General features: G+C 60.7%; 20 protein-coding genes and 1 pseudogene. 3 read left to right on the plus strand and 18 right to left on the minus strand.

Annotated features, from left to right (window positions below; all coding sequences use genetic code 11):
* Positions 1–11: 11 nt before the first annotated feature.
* From IPI01_09160 to IPI01_09175, 4 genes are read right to left on the minus strand one after another with little or no spacing between them, the layout of a single operon-like run.
* Positions 12–1361 (minus strand): insulinase family protein, encoded by a 1350-nt coding sequence (locus IPI01_09160; GenBank protein MBK7257953.1) that lies wholly within the window; start codon positions 1359–1361, stop codon positions 12–14.
* A gap of 5 nt (positions 1362–1366) precedes the next feature.
* Entirely contained in the window at positions 1367–2437 is a 1071-nt protein-coding gene (locus tag IPI01_09165) for an ABC transporter permease (GenBank protein ID MBK7257954.1), read from the minus strand.
* Positions 2434–3198: an ABC transporter ATP-binding protein gene (locus IPI01_09170; GenBank protein MBK7257955.1), complete on the minus strand. Its 765-nt coding sequence runs from the start codon at positions 3196–3198 to the stop codon at positions 2434–2436. The genes IPI01_09165 and IPI01_09170 overlap by 4 nt, the downstream gene beginning before the upstream one ends.
* A 30-nt stretch (positions 3199–3228) precedes the next feature.
* Positions 3229–5202 (minus strand): M28 family peptidase, encoded by a 1974-nt coding sequence (locus tag IPI01_09175; GenBank protein ID MBK7257956.1) that lies wholly within the window; start codon positions 5200–5202, stop codon positions 3229–3231.
* A gap of 38 nt (positions 5203–5240) precedes the next feature.
* On the opposite strand from IPI01_09175, the gene IPI01_09180 reads away from it, so the two are divergent.
* Positions 5241–5456: a hypothetical protein gene (locus tag IPI01_09180; GenBank protein MBK7257957.1), complete on the plus strand. Its 216-nt coding sequence runs from the start codon at positions 5241–5243 to the stop codon at positions 5454–5456.
* 133 nt (positions 5457–5589) lie between these two features.
* On the opposite strand, the gene IPI01_09185 is transcribed toward IPI01_09180, so the two are convergent.
* Entirely contained in the window at positions 5590–6132 is a 543-nt protein-coding gene (locus IPI01_09185; protein ID MBK7257958.1) for a cob(I)yrinic acid a,c-diamide adenosyltransferase, read from the minus strand.
* Between the two features lie 90 nt (positions 6133–6222).
* Positions 6223–6813, minus strand: a complete 591-nt coding sequence (locus tag IPI01_09190) for a YIP1 family protein (GenBank protein MBK7257959.1) — start codon at positions 6811–6813, stop codon at positions 6223–6225.
* 345 nt (positions 6814–7158) lie between these two features.
* Between IPI01_09190 and IPI01_09195 the strand changes: the two genes are divergently transcribed.
* The gene (locus IPI01_09195) at positions 7159–9561 is read left to right on the plus strand and encodes a hypothetical protein (GenBank protein ID MBK7257960.1); all 2403 of its coding nucleotides are present in this window, start codon (positions 7159–7161) and stop codon (positions 9559–9561) included.
* Between the two features lie 10 nt (positions 9562–9571).
* Here the strand turns inward: IPI01_09195 and IPI01_09200 are convergent.
* A pseudogene (locus tag IPI01_09200) lies at positions 9572–10131 on the minus strand (manganese efflux pump).
* An 89-nt stretch (positions 10132–10220) separates the two neighbouring features.
* Here IPI01_09200 and IPI01_09205 point away from each other — a divergent pair.
* The gene (locus IPI01_09205) at positions 10221–10910 is read left to right on the plus strand and encodes a hypothetical protein (protein ID MBK7257961.1); all 690 of its coding nucleotides are present in this window, start codon (positions 10221–10223) and stop codon (positions 10908–10910) included.
* 83 nt (positions 10911–10993) lie between these two features.
* On the opposite strand, the gene IPI01_09210 is transcribed toward IPI01_09205, so the two are convergent.
* The 11 genes from IPI01_09210 to IPI01_09260 all read right to left on the minus strand — a co-directional run bounded on the left by IPI01_09210 (position 10994) and on the right by IPI01_09260 (position 24543).
* On the minus strand, positions 10994–13141 hold the full coding sequence (locus IPI01_09210) for a response regulator (protein MBK7257962.1): 2148 nt from the start codon (positions 13139–13141) through the stop codon (positions 10994–10996).
* Entirely contained in the window at positions 13138–13425 is a 288-nt protein-coding gene (locus tag IPI01_09215; protein ID MBK7257963.1) for an Hpt domain-containing protein, read from the minus strand. Before IPI01_09215 ends, IPI01_09210 begins: the two co-directional genes overlap by 4 nt.
* Positions 13426–13843: 418 nt before the next feature.
* Positions 13844–14239 carry a hypothetical protein gene (locus IPI01_09220; GenBank protein MBK7257964.1) on the minus strand — a complete coding sequence of 132 codons (396 nt, stop codon included), beginning with the start codon at positions 14237–14239 and terminating at the stop codon, positions 13844–13846.
* Between the two features lie 241 nt (positions 14240–14480).
* The gene (locus tag IPI01_09225; GenBank protein MBK7257965.1) at positions 14481–15569 is read right to left on the minus strand and encodes a T9SS type A sorting domain-containing protein; all 1089 of its coding nucleotides are present in this window, start codon (positions 15567–15569) and stop codon (positions 14481–14483) included.
* A 14-nt stretch (positions 15570–15583) separates the two neighbouring features.
* Positions 15584–18637, minus strand: coding sequence for a hypothetical protein (locus tag IPI01_09230; protein ID MBK7257966.1), 3054 nt, complete (start codon positions 18635–18637; stop codon positions 15584–15586).
* Complete coding sequence (locus IPI01_09235; GenBank protein MBK7257967.1) at positions 18634–19179, minus strand: hypothetical protein; 546 nt, start codon at positions 19177–19179, stop codon at positions 18634–18636. Before IPI01_09235 ends, IPI01_09230 begins: the two co-directional genes overlap by 4 nt.
* Positions 19176–19583: a hypothetical protein gene (locus IPI01_09240; GenBank protein ID MBK7257968.1), complete on the minus strand. Its 408-nt coding sequence runs from the start codon at positions 19581–19583 to the stop codon at positions 19176–19178. Before IPI01_09240 ends, IPI01_09235 begins: the two co-directional genes overlap by 4 nt.
* Positions 19567–20511 carry a hypothetical protein gene (locus IPI01_09245; GenBank protein MBK7257969.1) on the minus strand — a complete coding sequence of 315 codons (945 nt, stop codon included), beginning with the start codon at positions 20509–20511 and terminating at the stop codon, positions 19567–19569. The genes IPI01_09240 and IPI01_09245 overlap by 17 nt, the downstream gene beginning before the upstream one ends.
* A complete protein-coding gene (locus tag IPI01_09250) occupies positions 20453–21388 on the minus strand; it encodes a hypothetical protein (GenBank protein MBK7257970.1) in 936 nt (311 codons plus the stop codon). Before IPI01_09250 ends, IPI01_09245 begins: the two co-directional genes overlap by 59 nt.
* Positions 21276–22529, minus strand: coding sequence for a hypothetical protein (locus IPI01_09255; protein MBK7257971.1), 1254 nt, complete (start codon positions 22527–22529; stop codon positions 21276–21278). Before IPI01_09255 ends, IPI01_09250 begins: the two co-directional genes overlap by 113 nt.
* A gap of 727 nt (positions 22530–23256) precedes the next feature.
* Positions 23257–24543 (minus strand): T9SS type A sorting domain-containing protein, encoded by a 1287-nt coding sequence (locus tag IPI01_09260; protein ID MBK7257972.1) that lies wholly within the window; start codon positions 24541–24543, stop codon positions 23257–23259.
* Between the last annotated feature and the right edge of the window lie 44 nt (positions 24544–24587).

A 24587-nucleotide genomic window follows, 5' to 3' on the forward strand; every position in this document is an offset into this window, starting at 1 on the left:
GTCATGGCTCCTTACTGTCCTTGCGCTTTGGGAAGGTAATAGAGAACGGTGCGACTCTCCGGGGCGAGATACTGTTGCGCTACCCGGCGAATGTCCTCACGCGTGACCTTCATGTAGCGCGCAAGCTCAGTGTTGACGAGATTCGCATCCCCGTAGAAGAGATGGTACATTGCCAATTCAACGGCCTTACCCTGCACCGAGGAGTTCTTTTGAATGAAATCGGATTCACGCTGATTGCGGATCTTCTGGAATTCGGCTTCGGTGATCAGGTCCTTCTGTACGCGCTCGATCTCCTGCTGGATCGTCTTCTCCACTTCCGGAAGGGTCTTGCCGAAGTTCGCGATGGCGAGGGCCAGGAACAGTCCCGGATCCTCAAGGCTCAACGGAATGGATTGCACCACCACCGCCAGCTTATCCTTGTCCACGAGGCGCTTGGTCAGGCGCGAGCTTTCGCCGCCGGAGAGCAATGTCGTGAGCATGCTCAATGCATAGTAGTCATCCGTTCCCTGTGCGGGCATGTGATAGGCGAGGATCACGGCCGGGAGCTGGATGTTGTCGTACACGGTGTCGCGGACCTGCACCGTCTGGGGCGGCTCCACCTCTTTCGGGCGGACGATCGGCGCTTCACCACGCGGGATCCCGCCGTAGTACTTCGCCACCAGTTCCTTCGCGTGGGCGATATCGATGTCGCCGGCGATCACGAGGCATGCGTTGTTGGGGACGTAGAAGTGCTTGTAGAACTGGCGGAATTCGTCGATCCCTGCTTTATCGATGTACTGGGCCGACCCGATCGGGGTCCAGCGGTAGGGATGGACCTTGAACGAGTGCGACATTGTCTGCTCGAGGATCGATCCATACGGGCGGTTCTCCAACCCCTGCTTCCTCTCCTCCTTCACGACGCCGCGCTGGGTCTCGACGCCCACGGAATCGATCTTGAGGTCAAGCATGCGGCCTGACTCCATCCACATCACCAGTTCCAGCTGGTTCGCCGGGACCGTGATGTAATAGATGGTCTGGTCGAAGCTCGTGCTGGCGTTCAATTCTCCACCGGCGTTCTGCACCATCTTGAAGAATTCGCCGCGACCGATATGCGGCGTCCCTTCGAACATGAGATGTTCGAAGAAGTGGGCGAAGCCCGTCCGGTCTGCCTGTTCGTTCTTCGAACCGACATGAGAGACGAGGGCGTGGGGAACGATGGGAGCCGACTTGTCCTGATGCAGGATCACGTGCAGCCCATTCGGGAGCTCGTACTGCTCGAACTGGATATTGACCTGCCCGAAAGCGGCGGCCGATACCAGCGTGAGAAGCGCGAAGAGATACAGGGTCTTCACTGCTGCCTCCTTATGATAGATAGTATTCATGTGCATTATTCCCACCGGAACAGCCATACGGCCAGGCCGATGCTGACGGGTGCCCAGATGCCCAGCCCGATCAACTGCGGCATGATGTCTGCTACACCTGCACCATCGATGGCCACCGCGCGCATGGCATCGGCGAGATGCGTCAGCGGGAAGACCCCCGTGATGACCCGCACCACCTCCGGGAGGTTCGATCGGCTGAAGAACACGCCGGACAACAGGAGCATGGGCAGGGTGAGCGCGTTGGCCATCGGAGGCACCTGATCCTCCGTGCGCGCCAGACCGGCGATCGCGAAACCCATCGCGAGGAACACCGTGGTACCGAGTATCGCAACGCCCAGCAGGAGCATCGCGTTGCCGATGAAATGGACATGCAGGACATAGACCCCGAAGACCAGCATGAGGGCGATCTGCGCGACGACCACGACGAGCCGGCTGAGCACCTGTGCCGTGATGAACTCCCGGGGTTGCAGTGGGGTCACTTTCAGACGGCGGAGAATGCCGCGACGTTTGAGCGTCACGAATGCGAACGCCACACCGAAGATGCCGAGCTGCATGATCGACATCGACAACACGCCCGGGAGAAGAAAATCCACATAGGTCAGATTGCGCACGGTCACGGCACGTACATCCAGTGTCGTGCGGTGGAGGCTGTCCGCCCGCGCAAACACGGCATCATCCATGACTTTCTGAACGATCAGTGTGCCCAGCTGCGTCTCACGTGGCTTGGCCTCCCGATCGGCCAGCACCGTCAGGCGTGAGGCTCCATCCTTCCCGTAGTCCGCGGGGATGATGACGAGAAGATCGCGTTCGCCGGCCATCAACTGCGCACGCTCTGCCTCTTCCGTGCCTTCATGGACCTCCAGTGCCGAAACATGACGGAACCGCTCGACGATCGGGACGCCTGCAGGGCCCGCGGCATTGACGACGCCCAGATGCATCGTGCCGACACCATCGAACCGTATGAAGCCGAAGAGTCCCAGCAGCAGCAACGGGAAGAAGAATGCCCAGATGACGGTCTCTTTCTGACGGAGGTACATCTTCAGGGATGCAACGGTCATGATCCAGGTCAGCTTCATTCGTCGTCCCTCAGAGAATGTCCGGTAAGAGAAAGAAAGACATCCTCGAGATTCGCGAGCGCGTGCGAGCGTTCGCGGGAGAATCCACTATCGACCAGTTTCTGGACAAGCACACGTGGTGTATCCAATGCGATGATCTTCCCCCGGTCCATGATCGCCACGCGGTCACACAGCTCCTCCGCCTCCTCCATATAATGCGTCGTCAGGACGATCGTCTTCCCCTCGCCCCTGATGCGCTGGATCACTCCCCAGAGATGACGGCGTGCCTGTGGATCGAGGCCCGTGGTGGGTTCGTCCAGGAACAGCACCGCGGGATCATTCACCAATGCGAGCGCAACGGAGAAGCGCTGTTTCTGGCCACCCGACAGTTGGGCCGGATATGATGCTGCACGGTCGGCCAGATCGACCTCGTCCAGGTACCGGATGGGATCGATCGTTCTCCCGTAGAAGTCCGCGAAGAGCACCAGGAGCTCGCGCAGTGTCAGCCGGTCGAAGAAGGATGTGGATTGCAGCTGTACGCCGATCATCTGCTTGACGTCCATCGGGGAGCGGCGGATATCGACGCCATTCACGATCACCTGTCCGCCGTCCGGCTCCCGCAACGTCTCGATCATCTCGAGCGTGGTCGTCTTGCCGGCACCGTTCGGACCGAGGATACCGAAGATCTCCTGCCTGCCGACATGGAAACTGACGCTCTCCACGGCGACGAGGTCGCCGTACTTCTTGTGCAACTGATCAACGATCAGGATCGGATCGTGCATCACCGTCTGCTGCGTGGTCATCCGGATACCTTACTCCCCTCCTGGTGCATGCAGGGTGTCCCTGCGGGTCACGGTCATGCGGGTACGCACGGTCGTGCCGGGTGCAGAGAGACGCACGGGCACCGCGAGCGTATCATAGGTCACCTCGAGAGACTCGGTCACGGTCTGTCCGCGTGCAACACGCAGCGCGACCGGGATACGCAGCGGGAGTTCCGGGAACGCATACCAGCTGAACACGCCCGTGGTTTCGGTCGATCCCAGATCGCGCCGGCGGCTGCCTTGTGCCCACGGCGAAGTGACGGTGACGGGCTTGTCACTGTGATAGCGCAACTCCACGCTCACCGGCCGCACGCTACCGTCGAGGTCGACGACCCTCTTGATCTGCACGAGCGAATCCGGACGTGCCGAATCGGGCAGGACCGCGGTGGTCTGATCATACCCGAGCCACCCCTCCGGCAGAGCCCCGGGGAAGCTGCGCTCCAGCACCTGCGCGGCGATCACCTCTGTGGTCATTCCGCCGTCCAGACTCACCGTGAGCCCATCCACTCCTTCAGAACCTGTCATGTGCACTGCGGACGAATCCGCGCCGAGCGTCAGCTTCTGCTCGATCCGCACGATCGGCTGCCAGGCGCCGTCATAGACCGTCGTGAACACGAGGGCCCCGGACAGGAGAATGAACAGTCCGCAGAGGATCAGGCCGGAACGGCCGGAGCGGAACCGCCGCAACGCGAAGACGTCGCGGTCGGAAGAACGATGGACCGCGGCCAGGCCGTACACGAACGGCAGCGACATGAGTCCGAAGCCCAGGATATAGAGCACGTCGGGCAGCACGAGATTGCGAAATGCGTTTTCGTACGTCGATCCACTCATGAGCCGGAGAAAAAGCGTCAGGGGTTCGACAAAGACCAGGCGCGCGGGGAGGTACAGCGCCACCAGCGACGCACCCGCTTTGAACCAGACCGGGCGGATCAGCACGGCGAGGGAGATCCAGAACAGGGGCCACGCCGTGTAGAGCGCGATCTCCGGATTCGCCATGAGTGAGCCGAACCATCCACCGAACATCAGGATGAAGAACCGGACGAACAAGGGGAAGGGATCGGTGCCGATGCGCCACCGCGAAACCACTCTGAGGGACAACCAGAGTCCGAGCAGCCCGCCGAGCAGTGCCAGCAGTGTGAATGCCGGGAAGTTGTTCACCCACGGATATCGGTATCCCTTGATCGCGCCCAGCAGGGTCTCCGGGAGCCAGACACATGCCTGCACAACGAACGCGATGACCGCCAACTTCAGCCCCGACCATGAAGGCTCGGCGCTGCGGTCCTTGAGTCTCTTCCGACGGAGTGTATTGAATGCGACAACGGACAGGATGACCGCGATCGCGGAGAGGGCGTACATGATCTCATGCGAAAGGAAGAACAGGTGCCCGGCGAACTGCAGGAGATAGTACTTCTCGGTCGTGCGCGACGGTACGCCGGCGTCGAAGCGCTCGACCAATCCGAGAACCAGAGAGCCGGAGCGCTCCAGCCCGGAGCTGTCGAAGGTGGCCAGGTTGTCGAGGGGCGAATGGATCGGGTAGCCAATATCCGAGGTGAAGTCGATCGCCGGGATCCCCTTCTCGAGGAAGGGCATATGGTCCGATCCGGTCCCCCCGGGGGTCGACGAATTCAACGTCGCCATGTGCGTGAGGTAGCGGAGATCGCCGTCATTGCGCTGGGCGTTGTAGATCTCCTGTGCTGCCTCAGGAAGCCACCGGGGCGCGCTCACCTGGAACGCGGCATCAGGGTCGAGCTCGAAATACGATGCGCCGTCGGCCATGTCGATCTGCAGCATCAGATCGACGCTGTCAAGCTGCGGGAAGTGATCGACGAACCACGTGCTTCCCTGCAGCCCTTCCTCTTCGCCGCCGAAGCAGGCGAACACGATCGTCGATCGTAGTCCGCGCTCGCCCAGGACCCGCGCGAGTTCGATCACGCACGCGGCACCCGGAGCCATCGTCATTGGCACCGGGCACATCCGGTGCGGAGGAATCTATGTGGCCGCCGATGACAATGATACGGCCACTCGAGCCCTTCAGCACGCCGACCGCAATGCCGCTGGTCGTGTTCACACCCTTCGGCGTTGTCATCGGCATCACGTACGCGGTATCGCATCCCGCCGCAACGAACGAACTCTCGGCGAATGCGAGCGCACGTTGCTCCGCCGGGGATCCCATCGGGCGCGGACCGATCTCACCGGCAAGGGTCCGGAGGGTCGCATAGGCGCGTGCACCGGAAAACCCTTCCGCGGAAGCGGATCGGGCCGGCAGACAGAGGGAAAGGAATGAAAGCAGGAAGACAGTGATGGGGACGTGCATACACCGGTTCATACGGAACCGGTGCCTCAGGGTTGCGGTCAGGATTTCCACTTCACCTCGGAAACGTTCGCAGAATGGTTCGCAAAACGCGCGAGGACGAAAAGAAGATCGGACAAACGGTTGAGAAAGACCATGCAATCGTCGCCGATATCCTCATTGCGGGACAACCGCACGACCACACGTTCGGCACGGCGGCACACCGTGCGCGCGAAATGCAGGCGGGCGGCCACAGGTGACCCGCCCGGGAGAATGAAACTCTTCAGGGGTTTGAGCTGCTTTTCGAGCGCATCGATCGTCCCTTCGATGAACTCGGCTTCCTTCTTGCCGATCCGCTTCAGGCCCTTGCGTTGGAGCGATCGAGGTGTTGCCAGATCGGCCCCCAGGACGAAGAGCTCGTCCTGAAGGGTGCCGAGGATATGGTCCAGAGGCTTCCCGATACCATCGGCCCTTACAATGCCGAGCACCGAGTTCAGTTCGTCGACGGTGCCGTACGCCTCGATACGGAGGGCATCCTTGGGAACGCGCTGTCCCCCGAAGAGCGAAGTGTCGCCCTTATCGCCGGATTTCGTGTAGATTTTCATGGCAAAATGTATGAAAAACACGACTGACAAGCAAAAAAACAGGAACAGGGCCGGATGGCCCTGCTCCTGCTGCATTGGTCTCAGACCAGATCACTGCATCATGCTGCCCATGGCTCCGAAGCCCAGGATGGCGACCATGATGCCTCCCAGGATCAGAGCGAGGATCGAGTAGATCACCACCAGAACGATGATGGTCACGATCATGTACACGATCGTCTTGTCTTCCGGGGTCTTCATTGTGTGGGGAAGGCCCAGGAACATGAGGTACAGCCCATACAGCCCGGCAAGGGTCCCGAGCCACGAAATGGCCGGAAGGATGGCCAGGATACCGCCGACCCACGCCGGCGTGTACGAATAGGCAACGGTCTGCAGTGCACGGCCGAAGTTCTTCTGCGACCCGAAATTCGGGGCGAGATAGTCCATGACCAACGCCGTCAGGTAGACACCCACGACCGCCGTGATGAATGTTACGATGCCGGTTCCGATGCCAAATGTGAGCGAGGCGCCGAACGGTCCGCCGATCAGGCCCGTTCCGATGACCGTCGCGGCTGCGGGTACCGCCGCGAGGGGAATCACATAGCCCGTGAGGATGGCCGTCGGATTCGCTTCTTCAGCAGCGATCACGGGCCATTCGGTCTTGGGTGTCATGATGATGTTCTTGACACGGTCGACAAGATTCATGTTACCTCCTGATGAGAGACGTGTGTGAAGTGGAAGGGGTGTCTGGAACCGATGCTTGATGGACTGCCGGAAAGTTGGGACAATATAGCATGCCGGGATCGATTCCGCAAGAGAATTGCATGCAAGAGGCTGAATCGAGGGGGGGGAAAATGGATGACTCCCTGCGTCCGGTTTTCGGCTGTTGCCACGACATCCTTGTCGATGCAGCTTGGACGCAGGGAGTCAGAGCTCCTGTGACTTCATTATCGGCACAATGCGGGAGATCTTTAGCCCGCCCGGTTGATTCTTGCAGCCGAACCCGTTACCATTCCTGTCCATTTTACCGCGAAACATCAAGGACCACAGGTGGCACAGGATCTTTTCAGGCTTCAGGGGCTCGAACCGCCCGCAGGCGATCTCGGCATCAGGCCGGGTGTCTCCACGTGCAGGGCGATCTGGACCCTCCCCCTTCCCAACGAAAGCGGAGCTCCGGCTCATCGCATCATTCATGCCCGCACCCTGCAGCTCCATGCCCAGGCGAAGCTGAAACGGCTTGGACTCCGGCGGTCGCTCGGATACCACAAGTGCGGCAGTCACGCTGAACACGACTGGGTCAGGTCCCTCCGTATTCTCATCTGGAACGGGAGCGGATGGACCGTTCACCTGCACCTCACGGATCTTCCCCGGCCCGACGAGGGGGCGATGTTCTGGATCGACCTCAGCGGCATTGCGACATCGGCCGCACTGTTCGAGATCCGCGAAGGTGTCTCGGACCGATGGTGGCCTTCGTGGAATCTGTGCTCCGGGTCGATGGTGCTCGAGGGCGAGCCTCCGGCCTCTCCCCCGCTGCGGGGCGAACGCGCGATCGCACCCACTGTCGGACCTCTCGACCGCATGCCCTCCGGCATCACCGCTTCGCTGGCGAACGGCGAGGTCCGGTTCCGCAGCAAGTTCATGGAGGCGGGGTTCTGCCTGCGGCGCGCAGGACTATCGTACCTGGCGCTCGACGATGAAGGCCGGGGCAGGACTTCCGTGAACCTCCTTCGCATGAGCCCGGGCATTTCCGTGCAGGGCTTCTTCCTTCATCCCGTTGGCACGGGCCCCACGATGGCGCCATCCATCCGCTACGCGGTGGAGGGAACAACGCATGTCGAACAGAATATCGTGACCTACAGGGTCCGCACCGAGGACGGGAGCCAGGAATACCGGGCACGATGGGAGATCCATGAGGACGGGATCGAACTCACCCTGACCCGATCGGGTCGTGAAGATATGCGCGCGTGGGACAGCAGCGCATGGACGATCGGACTCGATCCCCGGGCTTCAGCCACGAGCGGCCTCGGCATGATCACCCGCGAAGGTGAATCGGGGACCATGCAGCTTCCGGTGATCCTCCACGCCCCGGGTTTCGGGAGTCTCGAGGCACGGGTGCGGACAGGATCCGCGTTGTGGCGTTCTGATGCATTCCGTCCCGCCGATCTCGCACTCCATCAGATAAAGCTCGGGGAGGTGCCACAGCCCGAAGGCGACTATCTGCTCTTGAAGGGAGCGCATTCGGCTGTCATCCGGCTTCAGGCCCGGCAATTCGGCCCTGCGTTGCGTGATGATGCACCCGAAGAGGTCCGCCGCGCCGTGAGCCGTTGCACCATCACCGCATTCTCGTATCGGCCGGACACGGGCACACTGAGCAACAACGGCAACTCCATGCATTGTCCGCTCTGCATGGACAATTGGTCGGCGCTCGCGCGGCAGGCCGGAGAGTTGGCACCGGGGATCTCGGCCATCGGCCTGCTCCGGGATTCCGTCGAGCGGTGGCTTGATGGAGGGCCCGGGTATGCAAGTGGAGGGCTTCTGGCGAGCGGTGAGCCACATGTGGCCGAGGACGAATACCTCATGACGGGGGCGGCGGGGCTGCTCGGGGCCGCGGAATTGCTCGAGCTGCAGGGGTCCGCGGAATGGTTGCAGCACTTCGGACCGCAGATCGGGCGGCAGTTGTCGGCGATGCGTGCGCGCGATCTCGATGGCGATGGACTTGTCGAGAGCCGCTACCGGCTGGGCATCAGCGGAGAGCATCAATGGGCGACATGCTTTTACGATGTGATCTCGATCGGTTGGAAGTGCACCTTCTCCAACGCTCTATTATATAAGGCACTCCGCACACTCGCCCGTACACTTCCGGTGCATGGCAGGGCAGATCTGGCAGACGGGCTCGACGCGTGGGCCGATCGCCTCAAAGAGAATTTCCTTCCGGCCTTCTTCAATCCGGCGACCGGCTGGTTGGCCGGATGGCGATGCAAAGAGGGGCGCCTTCACGACCACGCCTTCATAACGATCAACGGTGCTGCAGTGGCGAGCGGTGTCGTGGACATGCCGCAGGCACGGAGCATCATGGAACGCATCTGGAACGAGGCGATCCGGGTCGGGCTCCCCTATCAATGGGGCATGCCCGCAAGTCTCTGGCCGATCCCTGACGAGGACCTGCCGGAGATCCAGCAGGGATTTCCTTTCGGGTTCTATGCCAATGGTGGACTGAGCACGGCACAGACACGGCATGTCGTTGCGGCGTTGTATCGTGTCGGGATGCACCAGGAGGCCGACGAGATCCTCCGCAGGATATGCGCGGGGCTGGCGGATGGACAGCTCTTCGGCGGAGCGAAGTCGGGCGTCGACTGGCGCACCTGGGATGGCTGGCCGTGGGGGTACGAAGGATTGTTGACGGATCAGTTCGGGATACTTGCCGTGGGGATGGAACGGTACAACAGGAAGTGATGGGGATCGTTCACCCGAACAGATGCGTGATGAGGATGCGGAACGCGATGACGATCAGGATGATCCCGCCCACGATCTCGGCTTTCGCGCCGACATGCGCGTGGAATCGTCGGCCGATCGAGACCGCGAGGACGCAGACGGCCCAGGTCACGACACCGATGATGACGCTTGGCCAGAGGATCTCCGTATTGAGCAGTGCAAGGCTCAAGCCCACGGCGAGAGCATCGATGCTGGTCGCAACCGCGAGGGCCATGAGCGTGAGGCCGCGTGACGGGTCGCGGCCATCGAAAGTCTCCGGATCGCCGGAAGAGCCCCAGATCATCCGTACGCCGACCGCGGAGAGGAGTGCGAAAGCCACCCAGTGATCCACCGCGACGATCACAGGTGCCAGAGCCAGGCCTGCCGCCCAACCGATGACAGGCATCAGGAATTGAAAGAGTCCGAAGTGAAATGACAGCCGGAATGCTGCACGCCGGTCCGTAACGGCGCCGTGGCGGCAGCAGAGAGGGTGACCGCGAACGCATCGATCGACAATGCGACAGCGAGAAAGAGTATTTCGAGGATCGACATGGGGTACCATGGTCATGAGTTTTTGGTAAAAATGCAACCACCACCCATGTGTTTTCGTACACCAGGAACATCATCAGACGGAGCAACGAATGCGCAAACGTTTCTACATACTTCTTGGCCTGTTGGCGATCCCGGTTGGTGCCGGCGCCCAAACCTGGCAGGGCGGGATCGATTTCCTGCTGGGCTCTCCACAGAAGGAATTCCGCAAAAATGTGGACCGGCTCGGGGTGGGCGTCACGCTCAATGCGGGGTATGCCCCGGAGGGAACCCCGGTGATGCTGGGCCTCGAATTCGGTTTCATGAACTACGGCTCGAGCGAGCGGCGCGAGCCGTTCAGCACCACCATCCCTGATGTCTTTGTGCGGGTCTCCACGACCAACAATTTCATCCTCGGCCATGCGATCCTCCGGCTTCAGCCGAACACCGGTATCTTCCGGCCGTACCTGCAGGGTATGCTCGGATTCAACTACCTGTTCACCGAAACGAAGATCGAGAACGAGAACAATGTTGGACAGGAGGTAGCGAGCAGCACCAACCTGTCGGATGGGGCCTTCAGTTACGGAGGCGGTGCAGGATTGATGTTCATGGTGTATCAGCCCGGCGACGGATCGGTGTCCGATGTGTATCTCGACCTCGGCGCGCGGTACATCTTTGGGGGCGAGGCGGAATACCTGAAGGAAGGATCGGTCCGGAATGTCAATGGCCGTGTGGCGTACGACTCGTACACATCGGCCACGGACCTGCTCGAACTCCAGATCGGGGTAACGGTTCGCTTCTAAGCGGCTGGCGATAGGCTGTCAACACACAGGGCTCCCCGCGGGGAGCCCTGTGTGCGTTTCCGACATCGCATACCGCCGTCCGTTCAGCCGGGTTCAGTGACCTCCACGGGACTATGGAGGACCTCATGCAGTGTGCGGAGGAGTGTCTCGGTCGTGTACGGCTTCTCAATGAACGGCACATCGCGCAGTGTCATCGCCCCCATGCGCTTCTCATTGGAATTCAGGCCACTGCAGGCGATCACCTTCACCTCGGGATTCATGCGCTGCAACGCGCGGATGGTCGCCGCCCCATCAAGGTAGGGCATCACAATGTCCGTCAGTACGACGGAGATCTCATCCCCATGCTTTGAGTACAGCGCCAGAGCTTCGGTCCCCTCATCCGCCGTGAGCACATTGTACCCATGGCTGAGCAAGGTAAGCCTCGTGATCTCACGAACGATCCTCTCATCATCCACCACGAGGACCGTTTCCCCGTTCCCATTCTGCGGGGGAGCATCTTCGTGGCGGATATGCATACCATCGGATGCGTCGACCGCAGGGATGTACACCTCGAAGGTCGTACCAACACCCACCTGGCTGCGTACCCGGACGAATCCTTCATGGCCGCGCACGATCGCGAGCACGGTGGAGAGGCCGAGGCCGGTCCCTTTCCCGACCTCCTTCGTGGTGAAAAAGGGCTCGAAGATCTTGTCCACGACCTCGGGGGGAATGCCGGAGCCGGTATCGCTCGCGCGGACCAGCACATAGTCCCCCGGTTTCGCCTCCGGGTTCAGTGCTGCGTATTGTTCATCCAGCGTCACCGCCTCAACACTCAGCCGCAACGTACCGCCCGACGGCATTGCGTCCCGGGCATTCACGCACAAATTCAGGAGCACCTGATGGAGCTGTGTGGCGTCGCCCTTGACGCAGGGGAGCTGCGAGGGCGTGTTCATCTCGAACGTGATATTCTTGGGGAACGATTGGTCCACGATCTTCTGCATCTCGCGGATGAGGTGGCGCGGCTGCAGCACCATCCGTTCGCCCTGGACACCCCGGGCAAACATCAGGACCTGCTTCACCATATCGGCCCCCCGCCGCGCAGACTCCTCGATCATCCCGAGCATTTTCAAGCTGTCCGGATCCTTCATCTTCTCTTTGAAGATCGACATCGAGAGAAGGACCGGAGAGAGGACATTGTTCAGGTCGTGCGCTATACCGCCGGCAAGTGTGCCGATGCTTTCCATGCGCTGCGCACGCAGGAATTGCCCCTCCAGCTTCTTCTTCTGGGAGACGTCGGTCGAGATGGTCAGGATCGACTTCGGCTCGCCCTTCTCATCCCGCACAAGGGTCCAACTCGTCTGAATGATGACCGCGGTGCCATCCTTCGTCACCTGTTCCATCTCACCTGACCAACGGCCATCCTCGAGCAACCTGACCCGGGCTTCGATCGTCACTTTGTCGTGATCGTTCAGGAACAGGCTGGTCACCCCACGTCCGACGCTTTCTGCCGCCGACCAGCCATAGAGTTTCTCGGCGCTTTTGTTCCAGTACAAGACCTCATGGTCCGTGCCGGTGACCACGATCGCGTCATGGGCCAGATCGAGCAGGGCCGCCTGTTCGGCGATCCGCTCTTCGGCGCGGCGGCGTTCCTCCATCTCTCCGCTCAGGGCAGCGGTCCGTTCTTCGACCACCTGTTCGAGATTCTCGCTGATGAGAGCGAGTTCGTCACGTGCACTGGCAACCTCACGGGAATGCCGGAACTGCGTCTCATAGGTCGTCAGGAAGAAGCTGAGCATCTGCAGGCGGTTCGCCTGGATGACGTAATCCTTCCCCCGGTATGAGACCTCAAGCGCTTCCACCGCTTCGCGGCGCAGGCGGTGGGCCGCTGATGCCAGGATCTGTTTCACCCGGACGATCAGGTCCTTCGGATCCCAGGGTTTCATGATATAGTTATCGGCCCCCACGGACAGGCCACTCAGGACATCGGCCGGGTCCGCCTGAGAGGTGAGGAGGGCCACCAGGCACTTGGGCATCGTCGCGGATTGCCTGATCTTCCGGCACAGGGTGTAGCCGTCCATCTCCGGCATCATCACGTCGCTGATGACGAGGTCCACGGCATTCTGTTCAAGGAACGACAGTGCACTCATGCCATTGTCGGCCGCGTGTACCGTGTATCCCGCCTGTTCCAGGACGAACTGCAACTTCATTGCCTGGATCGGCTCATCTTCAACGATCAGAATGCTTTGTTTCATGAGACACCTCTTCCTTCTGCTAGCGTAGCTTCTGCGAGAGCGGAGAGTTCGAGGTTCAGCCGATGAACCTCCGTAGTGAGTTGCGCAACGAGATCCGGCACGCCGTCAAGGGTCCCGTCCCGTCCCGCCTTTTCCAGAGCGAATGCTACCGTGGAGGCCGCGGTCGCACAGATACTGGCGGCCGCTCCTTTGAGTGTGTGGGCCGACGTCCTCAGGGCCCATGCATCACCGCTGGCGACCATCAGAAGACTCAGGACACATAGTGAGGTACGATTTCCTGACATAAGCCTTTCCGGGGCGAATCCGCAGAGAAACACGCGAATTCCATGCCAGAGCAAAAACGGGGCATGAGGGGCCAGAAGGGCAGGTCAGAAACTCAGGTAACCGGCAGGTATACAACCATTTGTAGAAATAGACGCATTGGACCAGGGGGGGGTGACGGGTCACATGGGTCAGAAATCGGGGAATTTCGAAGGGGCGGACGATGGGCCATCGGCAACACGTATACTACTGTAGGAGCCACTGTGGGGGCCAACGTAGGGGCCAGCGTAGGGGCCAGTGTAGGGGCCAGTGTAGGGGCCACTGCAGGGGCCAGTGTAGGGGCCAGCAGGGGTCACAGTGTAGGGGCCAGTGTAGGGGCCGAGCATGCTCGGCCCCTACACTAAGATCGGCTACGCTTTTTACCCGGACCCTAGACGTCGATCAGTGCCCTTCAGGCGGACGGCGGTCGCCGCCCCGCTGAGGCGGACCCTGCTTTTTGATCTCTTCGAACTTGGTCTTTTGCTCCGCGGTCAGAAGGGCCTCGATCTCCTTGTTGACCTTCTCGCGGTGGGTGCGCATGGTCTCGCGCATCGATTCGCGGTCGCCGTCAGCGGATTCGAAGATCTTCCGCATGTCTTCTTCCGAGCGCTTATTGATCGCGAGGACCTTCTTTGCCTGGTCTGCACTCAGGCTCAACTGTTCAGTAAGTCTCTTGGTACGGTCCTCTGCGGACATCCGGGGAGGCTGGGCGTATGCAGATGTCGCTGCCAGCACGATGAAAACAATCAGCAAAAGGCCGGTGAACACACGGACCGATACAGATGAACGTGATCTCATGGGACGATCCTCGAGTGATGATGCGGTGCCGCCGGCAGGTCAACTCCCCGGCGATATATACTAGACACCCACACTGGTGTTTCGGTTTAACCTCCGGGAGTATGACAGCATTGCAGGGGCAAGGGTTCTGCCGATCCCTTGCCCCTGCCCCACCCCGTGCCTGGAGCTGAAGTTCGCTGTCTCCAACTCCAAGCGCAAAGGTCTGCCTCTCGAAGACGCAAAAGTGGGAGGACAAATGTCCTTATTTCACCAGCATCATCCTGCGGACATCCGTCTTCTGCTCCGTCACCAGCCTGTAGAAGTACACCCCCGAGGCCAGACTCGCCGCATTGAACGGCACCGCATAGTACCGGCCGGCCTCGGCAACACCTTCGAACAGCGTCACCACTTCCTGACCCATGGTGTTGTACACCTTCATCGTCGCCTGGCCCGTTGACGGCACCGAGAACTTCACCATCGTGGTCGGGTTGAACGGGTTCGGATAGTTCTGCATGAGCGCGAACTCCCGCGGTGCCGCTTCCGCCACATCGGTGACCGATACGTTGACGATGACGCTCTGCGAGTACTGCACCGCCCCGTTCAGGTCCTGCTGCTTCAAACGGTATTCATACTTCCCTGCCGCCAGTACGCTGTTATCCGTGTAGCTGTACGCCTGCGACTCTACCGTGGTGCCATGGCCCTCAATGAACGCACCGGCGACATCCGTGAACGCTTCGTCCGCCTCGGCCTTGCGCTGCACGGTGTATCCGTAGTTGTTCACTTCACTCGCAGTTGCCCATTGGAGAACCACACCGGTCCCACTCAGGCCAATCTTTCCGGTGAACGAGGTGAGCGTTACCGGCAACGGAGCCTCCGTGCTGGAAACGTAGAACGGATCGCTATTGTTGGTATACTCCGCCAACCCCACCTCGAAATACCACCCCAGATTGGAGCCCTCCAGGAGGTTCTGCAGGGAAATGGACGCCGGACCCGTCCCGCCACCAAAGGTGAGCGAAAGGATGACATTCTCGCTCCCGTCCGCCCAGTTCACGGATGTGTTCGGAAACAGGCTGAAGACGGCGTACGTGAAGATCCCCGTCGTACCGTTATCGGTCTGCATCAATCCCGGCGCATAATCAACGCTCGCGATCGAGGCCCCGCTCGCCGTCTCCCAGAACACCGGGATGACGATGGACGAGATTGTACCGGATACGGCCCCGGCGGGTTTCGCCTTCACGTCAACCGTGTAGGTGCCGGTGGAGAAGATGCCCGCCTGTACCGTAGGGGTGGCACCCAATGCGGTGCCGGCCAGCAATGCCGTCGCCAGGACAAGAATGGTAAGTGATCGCATGGTGATGCTCCTTCTTAGTTGGGTACTCGTGTGGACCTGGTGGAGTTGACGTTCACGCCGCCGACCGACTGCAGGATCACCAGCCTGTCGTTGCCGCTGCCGTTGTATTTCACCTGTCCGTTCATGTTCACATCCTCAGGGTAATATCCGCTCACGGTGGCGTTCACATTGCTCCCGCCAACCCGCTGCAATACCAACAACCGGTCGTTGCCGCTGCCGTTGTACTTCACGATGCCGTTGCCCGTCACATCGCCGCTCCACATACCAAAGACCCCGGGCGCTACTTCCTTTGCATCGCCGTCATAGTATTTGTCGGGTCCGCTCGTGAAATCATACGGCGCGCTCGAGGCGGTAAGCGCGACCGGTGCCGCACTCATCACGGCAAGATGGTTCCGATGGCGCACGACCACGTAGTACGAACCGGGCATCAACCCGGGGAATTGGACGGGCGATGTACCGTCGACGTCCACGACCGCCCCGTTGCTCTTAAGCAGGGCCGCGCGCGTGGCCACCTTCGATACACCAGTGGAATCGCTGCGCAGCTCCAGAAGCACCCAGTCCACGATGTGCGCCGGGACCGCACTCACGCTGTCCGTTCCGGCATAGTCCCACGGGGCAGCACTGTAGGGATGCTGGTGCGGGATGAGTGATGCCCCGTTCAGGTCAGTCGTCATCGAGTCGAGGACGAAGGGGCCCTGGAGGAACACCGTCACACGGGCAACGGTCGCTCCCAGGACGGTCACCTCGTTCGAGAACACACTGACGAGCTTACCGGAGGCCAGGGCGGTAGCCTTGACCAGATCGCCGCCATTGAGTGCCGCGATGCCCGAGAGAGACCAGGCATTCGAAGCGACCGTGGCAGTGGAGGCAAGCGGCAAACCATTCACAGACACGGTGATCGTCGCACCATCGGCCTCGGCTGAGGTACCGGAGACCGTGGTCGCGCCGGCGAGGATCGGCGAGGTGACGGCAGGCGCGGTGGTCACGCCGAGGACGGTGACTTCGTTGGAGAACCCACTGACGAGCTTCCCGCTGGCGAGGGCCGTCGCCTTCACGAGGTCGCCGGACGCAAGAGCCATCATGCCACCCATCGTCCATACGTTCGACGCAACCGTTGTCGTGCTTCCGAGCGGCGTGCCGTTCACATAGACCTGGATGGTCGTTCCATCAGCTTCAGTCGATGTCCCCGACACGGACGTCGCGCCGGCAGCGATAGGCGTCGAGATGACCGGCGCTGCGGTCGATGGAGTCGAGACACCTAGGATGAAGTCACTGAAGGAGTTCATCCCCGTGAGACCAACCGATGTTGCCGTGCGCGCACCGACGGCCGGGTAACTCCAGATGCTATCGTACTTGGCACCCACGAGCTGCGCCACATTTACACCGCCCTGCACATCTGACGGTGAGAAATTGAACACGGCGTCATAGGAGCCTGCCACGCCATCATTCGTGAGCGTCCAGGTCCGCTTGACATTCTGAACGGGATCGATGGTCGACGTTGCGGCGGACGGAGGGATCGCCGGAACGGTGTTCCCGGTGATCGCGCCGGCCGACGATGCGTTGGGGAATGTCACCTGCACCGGTGCGTACACTGCACTATCACCGATCGCAAACTCGATCACCGAAGCACCCACAGGCACCGGGCGTTGGAGCAGGCCGGCGACATATGACAACGAATCAGCATCAGCCACCGGCCCCTTTGCGACAAGCGTGTAGCTGCCGGTCGACAATCTGCCGCTCGTAAGGGTCAGTGCTCCCGTAACCGCAAGGGGGCCGCCCAATGAAGCGCCGGCAGGATTGTTCACCGTGAGTGCCGAGAGACCGCCGATGCTCGACGGAATGATGATACCCGCCGCAGTTCCGGCAACGGTCAGCGTTGTGGTCGTATCTGCCAGCAGATTCGTGGGGGTCCCCGCGATAGGGTTCCGGAGGGTGAACGCGTGGGCACCAACACCCAGCTGTCCGGCCGTCAGCGTGAGTACCCCCTGCAGATCCATGTCACCCTGCAGCGCACTGCCATTCGCATTGTTCAACGCCAACCCATTGAGTACTGTGATATGCGGGGGGATGACCACCCCCGCAACCGTTCCGCCCAGCACGACAGAGGATGTGCTCCCTGCCAGCAACCCCGTCTGTGTCCCGGATACCGGATTGCTCAGGCCGAGGGTACGGTCCATCACATTCAGTGTTCCAGCGGTCAGCTGGAGGGTGCCGTTGACATCAAGATCTGTTCCCAGAGACACACCGCTCGCAGCCTTGTTGACCACGACATCGTACAGCGTGGCCTTCGCTGAACCCGCGACCGATTGCGCTGCTGTCCTCGAAAATGTGACCGTTCTCGCCTGAGGATCGATCGGTCCGTTCACCGTCAGGTTACTCGTCAGCGAGATATTCCCGCCAAGCGATACACCTGCAGCATTGGATACGGTGAGGGCATTGTATGTGGCAAAACCTGCCGGGGCGGTCTGGACCGTCGTGCCGTTGTATTCGATCGTGGACCCGGTGAGCGTGTGACCTGCCGCGCTCCCGGGAGTGAAGACCCCCGCGATACGGACCGGGCCCGCGGACGGAAAGGTCTTGTTCGCATTGCTGAAGGTGAGGTTACCGTAGTCGCCCTTGACGATGGCCTGACCCGCGGCCGCCTGATTGTAGTTGACCGTCGCACCCGCCACACTGGTGATACTTCCGGTCGTAACACTGACCGCACCATTCAGCGTAAGCGATCCGCCTGCCAGAGCGAATGGTGTCGCACCCAGCGTGCAGGTCCCGCCTACCGTCAACACACCATTGAGAGAAATACCTGACGCGTTGTTGAACGTCGCACTGGCAAGTGTGATAGCGGACGTCCCGCCAATGGCCTGCAGAGCGGTGCCGCTGAACGTCATGGCAGCTCCACCCACGGTGAATGTGCCGTTGTTCGTCAGATCAGCCTTGAACGTCTGTGACCGATGGTGTGAATGAGCCATTGTTACGACAGACCCATTGAACGTAAAGCCATGTGATGGACCGAAGCCACCGGACGTGATCGTGAAAGAGCCGTTGACCGTCGATGCGTACGCTGTGGTCACTGACCCGCCGCCCGGTTGGTAACGATGTTGCCCAGGGGGGGGCCGTTGTGATTGATGAATTGCGAACCGGTTCCGTTGAATACGACCGTCGTGCCGCCCTGGTTGAACCCGGCCGGACTCGTTGAGAACTGCGTGTTGAAGTTCCCACCGAGGAAGATGTTCGATGTCCCGACCAGGAACAGTCGGGTGGAGAGCGGCCCGAGCAGCGTGCCTGCGATGGTCCTGTCTGCTCTCAACGTCCAGGTGAAGGCCCCACCAGCATTCAACGACAGGTTGTTGTAGTTCCGGTCGGTGATCACATACGGCGTGGTTCCCGTCCCTCTGTAGATCACGGTTCCGGCAGAACCCAGATTCGGGAGGGTCCAGGAACCTGTGCCTGCATTCCGCAGGGACGACAGCGGTCCCGGTCCGAGGGCACCCATCGTATCGATTGTTGCATTGGACGTGATCAGGTTTCCGTTCGTGCTCATGGTGAGTGTTGTCGTCCCAGACCCGCCGGACTGCAGAATCCCCAGAGCTCCGAGGTCGAGCGTCCCGTTCACCGTGACCGTCCTCCCGGAGCCACAGCGGGTGTATAAGCCGCTGCGGCATTGAACTGGAAGGTACCCGTAACTGTCAGCGAAGAGAGCGTGCCACTGGCATTCATGCTCACCGTGTGGCCGTTAGCGATCGTAACGGCGTCGCCAAAGCCAGGGACAAACCCCGAATTCCAGACCGTCGGATCGTTCCAACTGCCGGTCTTGGTACTTGTGATCGTGGCCGGAGCCCTTGTCGTGAAACTCCACGCCGTGGACCACGCGCTCGTGCCGCCTGCATTCGTCGTGCTCACCCGCCAGTAGTGTGTCGTGGTCGCGGCAAGAGGCGAACCAGGGGTAAGGGTCGACACCCCCGCCACGGTCGTATCGAGGACGACCACGGTGAATCCTGCATCACTCGCGATCTGCACCCCGTAGGCCACCGCCCCCGGAACGGCGGTAGGATGTCCCGGCAATACCAGGCACATCCAGAACGGGCGACGCAAAGCCGGGGTCCTGCGACACCTGGACCCGGTAGGTCGCAGCGCCGACCGACGCATTCCACGTCAGGGTCGGCTTTGTCGCAACGTCCGTGGCACCATTGGCGGGAGCGACGGTGACAGGAGCCGGGGGGATGGCAATGATGGTGGTGTAACTCCACGGGGTCGACCAGTCACTCGTTCCCGCGGAATTGGCCGCATTCACCCGCCAGTAGTGGGTAGTGCTGTTGGCCAACGGCGAGGGGATCCCGAAGGCGGTGCCAGAGATTCCTGCCTGACTGAGAACGATGTTGGTAAAGCCTGCATCCGTTGCTACGTTAATGCTATAACTCGTCGCACCATACACGGCATTCCACTTCAACGTGTCGATCACCGGACGGTCAATGGATGCGTTCGCCGGTGCGACCGGTGCGGCACCGCCTGGCGTGGTCGGGATCACGGTACCAACAGCGAAATCGCTGAATGAGGTAAGTCCGGTCGCCTGGGTGCTCGTCGCCGTGCGCGCACTGGTTCCGGTCGTGGACCACACCGCCCCGTCCTTCTTGCGCACTTCGAACGTATTCGGGTCGGCAAGCGGATCCACATCCGATGCGCTGAACGTGAACGCAGCATTGTAGTTCGTGAACGCGACGCCGTTGTTCGTGATGGTCCAGGAACGGTTGACATCCTTGCTCGCATCCAGACCCGAGTTTGCAATATCCGGATGCTCTCCGGTGGCGGTGGAGGCGACGAGGTTTCCTGCAGTGGACACCGAGCTGAAGACCACCGTCGCGGGAGCGTACACGGCACCGGATCCGATCTCAAACGTCCGAGTGACGTTGGCTCCCGTGGCAACGTTCTTCTGGAACCGCCCGTTCACATATCCACTGGTGCGGGAAACGCTGCCGGTCGCCGCCAGGATCAATGTGTTCGGACCCGTAGCAAGTGCGCCATTCGTCAGCGTCAGAACATTGGCAACCGTTGCATGTTGGGCGAAGCGTGAGCCCTGCCGCGTTGTTCAGCGTGAGGCGATAGAAGGATGTCGGGAACGCACCGCCTGAGGTCTGCGCCACCGCGCCGGCAAAGCTGACCGTTCCACTCCCCGCGCTGTAGGCCGTCGCACTGGCGTTGTTGAGCAGATCACCTTTGAGCGTCAGGGTGCCCGTCGATTGTGCCACCGATCCACTTGTTATGGTCAATGCCCCATTCACCGTCGGCGCCGTTGTGAGGGTAAGTGAATTCCCCGCACCGAGTGCGACGGTCAGATGATTGAATGTCGTCGCTGCCGTCCCTGCAATGGTCCGGTTGGTGTTACCCCCGAAGACCACCGTACTGGTTCCCGGACCGAACGCCGACGTGGAGGCGCTGTTGGTCCAGTTGCCGTTCATCGTGATCGTGAACGCTCCGGCATTCAGCACGGCGGCTGCACCGGACAGCGACAGGGTCCCGTTCACGGTGATATCGCGGTCGATGGTGACCGTCGTTCCGCTCACCGTAAGATTGTTCAGTACCGCCGTTGACACCGGGAGCTCGTTGCCCGGCGTGATCGTCGGCATGGATACACTGTTTCCGTAGGTCACGTTGACCGTCCCGGCGAACGTCGGAGTTCCACTGAGGTTGCCGGCACCATAGCGGAGAACGGTGCTACCGGTGGCCATGGTCAAAGGATTGGTGAGGTTCAACGCACCCGCGGTCAGCGTCAGCGTGGAGGATATCGTCAGTGCCCTGTTCAACGTGACCCCTGCTGCGTTGTTCACGTTCAGTCCGGCGAAGGTCAACGCGGCCGAGCCGCTGATGGTCTGGGGGGTTGTCCCGCTGAAGGTCATCGTGCCCGCAGTAAAGCGTGAACGTTCCATTGTTGGTAAAGTCACCCTTGAACGTTTGATTTGCCTGTGGTGCGAATGTCCCGTTGTTGGTGAAGGACCCGTTGAAGGTCAATGTCTGCGGGGAGAACGATCCGTTGTTCACCACCGGCCCGTTGAAGACGAACGCGTGCGTCGGGTTGAATGTACCCGCCGTGATCGTGAACGATCCGTTCACCGTGGATGCGATGAATGTCGTCACGGTGCCTGAGGATTTATTGATGACCACATTCCCCAATGGCGGTCCGTTGTGATTGAGGAACTGCGCCGCGGTCCCGTTCAAGACGAGGGTCGTGCTTCCCGGGTCGAATCCGGCCGGGCTTGTTGAGAACTGGGTATTCAGATTCCCACCCAGAAAGAGGTTCGACGTTCCGACGAGGAAGAGCCGGGTCGAGAGGGGCCCGAGCAACGTCCCCGCGATGGTACGATCAGCGGCAAGCGTCCACGTGAAGGCACCTCCGCTATTGAGGGTCAGGTTGTTGTAATTCCGGTCCGAGATCACATAGGGAGTCGTCCCCGAACCCTTGTACGTGACAGTACCTGCGGTCGAGATCGAGGCAAGCGACCACGTGCCAGTGCCTTGTGTCCGCAAGGATGATGTCGCCCCCGGGCCAAGTGCACCTGCGGGATCCGCTGTCGCATTGGAGCTGACGAGATTACCGCTCGCGCCCATCGTCAGGGTGGTGGTTCCGGTCACTCCCGAGAGCAGGGCACCAAGGGGGCCCAGATCCAGGGTCCCATTCACCGTCACTACGCCTGACGGTTCAAGCGTAAGGGTGAACGGGTTCGAGGTGCTGTTGAATTGCAGTGTGGCTCCGGAGTTCACGGTGAGCCCGGTGAGACTCCCGCTCGCATCGATGCTTACGATATGAGGCGACACGATCGTGACATTATCCGCCACGCCGGGGACAGATCCACCGCTCCAGACGGTGGGATCATTCCAATTTCCCGTCTTCGTCGAACTGATGTTCGCGGCAATGGCGTCCGTGCTCCCCAACCCCCACAGGGCTGCGAAGAGCACCGACAACCAAATCACGCGAGGCGTCCGCAAGTTCCTGTACACGCGCATGTATCCCTCGAAAAATGTGGTACATTGATGGAAGTGAATTTGTCAAGCCGACAAACCGATGGAGAGAACGATTTGCGACACCCAACGAGACAGAGTTGCCCCTCCAGACCCCGATGGGATGGTCAATCCGGAGAGATCGGTCTGGCCGCATAGATCCGGATCCGGCCACAGAGCCGGACCCGGTAGGGGTAAGTCTAGTTCGTTATGAAATACAGGCGCGTATAACTGAATGACTGCACCAATGTAGGCTTTTCTATCCCCTGATCAGGAGGCACGTTCGTCAGCCACCGACACCTCCCCCTCAATGTTCCGATCCAAGCTACTCAAGCTTCCAGCACCGCAAGGTTCTCTTCACCACGAGCCGCCACACGAACCTGCCTTCGTTCGGGTTGGAGATTGTTAGAAGGCTACCGCATGGCGCACACAGCGGGACAATTGACGGAAAACGACTCTGTCCATGGCTGGTTTAGGGAAAACATTTCGCATCCAACATCATCAGGTCGAAATTGTGGCGGATCTCTACACTCTGTGTCCGCCATCACATTCCATCGCACATCGCGCTAGGTCCTCGTGTGACGGATATCAAGCATCGAGAGCGGTTCAAACTGCGGAAAGGCGGAGGCCGTTACAAAGCCTCCGCCCTTTCGACGCAACACTGGTCCGGTGACGGACCCTCCCGATCCAACACCTCTAATTACTTCACCATCATCATCCGCTTCGTGATCGTCGCCCCTGCACTCTCAAGTTTATAGAAGTACAGGCCACTTGGCAATCCGCCAGCATTCCAGACCGCCTGATGCTGGCCGGCAGGAACGACCTCGTCAACCAGCGTGGCGACCTGCTCACCAAGGGTGTTGAACACGCGCAGGGACACCTTCGCATCCGCGGGCACGGTGTAGGAGATCGTGGTTGAGGGATTGAAGGGGTTCGGATAGTTCTGGCCGAGACCGAACTCGTCCGGGGCCGTCGCGGCCTCCTCCGACTGCACCTGCGCCCCGGTTTCATCACATGCAAAACCGAAGAACACCGGACGAACGCCATGCTCGCGCAGATTGTGCTCAACGAACCGGAGCGTGGCCGCAAGCTCGCGTTTGTAATCGGGTTCCACGACCGCGATCGCTGCCTGCAGGAATCCGGCAACCTGTTCCGGTGTGACCGTCACATCGACCCCCTCCACATTCGATTCGATGAGCATCTCGGCGACCGGAGCTGTCTGCGCCGCAAGCATGGCGATGGTCTTCGGTTCGGCAAGGGTGAACGCCAGGCCATACTGCGTGATGAGTGTCTTGTACTCCTTCTCCGCTCCGATGATCAGCGCCCGGGCATCCGCCTCCGGGATCCCCGTGGCTGCCGCCAACTCGGGACCGTAGGTATTGGCAAGCAACTGAGGCACATCCGCTGGACGGGTCTGGGCGGCAGCCATCATCCGCACACCCACCACCCGATCCAGATTTCTCCGGACAAGGAGATCCACGGCCGTCTCGCTGAGGTCGTGGCCCATCTCCGGCGCGAGCAAACCTGCGATGTAGTCAGCGTCCGGGGATGGCACCCCGGCGTTGTTAAGGATCTGCACGAGCACCGGAATGATCTGCGGAGCCAGCACAGCGCCCTTCGCAATGGCATATCCTTCGCCCGGCGAGCTGAACGCACTGTGGTGGGCGGTGTAGTCCGCACCCCACGTATCATTGTGCGATACGAAGCCGAAACCGGTCGACTTCAGTGACGGTTTCCATGCATTCTGATAGACTGGCAGGAAGCGGTGATGGGTGGCATCATACAGGAACTGGCCGTTGGCGTCGAAGATGAAATTGAACGCGTCGGGCAGGACCGCCCCGTACATCTCATGGGCATTGGTCAGGCCGAACCGTACACCCAATTCCTTTGCAAAGTACACATGCGTTGCATTCCCCCACGAGAATGCACTCTGTGCTGCGACAAGCAGCATGACCGAAGCGACGAGCAGTTTCTTTGCAGTGTCCATGATGATCCTCCTTGTTGGTGGTGTGGTGTGGACAACACAAAGAT

This window comes from Ignavibacteriota bacterium (assembly GCA_016707525.1).
GTDB lineage: Bacteria > Bacteroidota > Ignavibacteria > UBA10030 > UBA6906 > JAGDMK01.

What these genes read in the sequence shown, in the direction of transcription:
- IPI01_09160 (MBK7257953.1), bottom strand. Translation starts at nt 1,361, where the DNA reads ATGAATACTATCTATCATAAGGAGGCAGCAGTGAAGACCCTGTATCTC.
- IPI01_09165 (MBK7257954.1), bottom strand. Translation starts at nt 2,437, where the DNA reads ATGAAGCTGACCTGGATCATGACCGTTGCATCCCTGAAGATGTACCTC.
- IPI01_09170 (MBK7257955.1), bottom strand. Translation starts at nt 3,198, where the DNA reads ATGCACGATCCGATCCTGATCGTTGATCAGTTGCACAAGAAGTACGGC.
- IPI01_09180 (MBK7257957.1), top strand. Translation starts at nt 5,241, where the DNA reads ATGACAATGATACGGCCACTCGAGCCCTTCAGCACGCCGACCGCAATG.
- IPI01_09185 (MBK7257958.1), bottom strand. Translation starts at nt 6,132, where the DNA reads ATGAAAATCTACACGAAATCCGGCGATAAGGGCGACACTTCGCTCTTC.
- IPI01_09190 (MBK7257959.1), bottom strand. Translation starts at nt 6,813, where the DNA reads ATGAATCTTGTCGACCGTGTCAAGAACATCATCATGACACCCAAGACC.
- IPI01_09205 (MBK7257961.1), top strand. Translation starts at nt 10,221, where the DNA reads ATGCGCAAACGTTTCTACATACTTCTTGGCCTGTTGGCGATCCCGGTT.
- IPI01_09210 (MBK7257962.1), bottom strand. Translation starts at nt 13,141, where the DNA reads ATGAAACAAAGCATTCTGATCGTTGAAGATGAGCCGATCCAGGCAATG.
- IPI01_09215 (MBK7257963.1), bottom strand. Translation starts at nt 13,425, where the DNA reads ATGTCAGGAAATCGTACCTCACTATGTGTCCTGAGTCTTCTGATGGTC.
- IPI01_09220 (MBK7257964.1), bottom strand. Translation starts at nt 14,239, where the DNA reads ATGAGATCACGTTCATCTGTATCGGTCCGTGTGTTCACCGGCCTTTTG.
- IPI01_09225 (MBK7257965.1), bottom strand. Translation starts at nt 15,569, where the DNA reads ATGCGATCACTTACCATTCTTGTCCTGGCGACGGCATTGCTGGCCGGC.
- IPI01_09260 (MBK7257972.1), bottom strand. Translation starts at nt 24,543, where the DNA reads ATGGACACTGCAAAGAAACTGCTCGTCGCTTCGGTCATGCTGCTTGTC.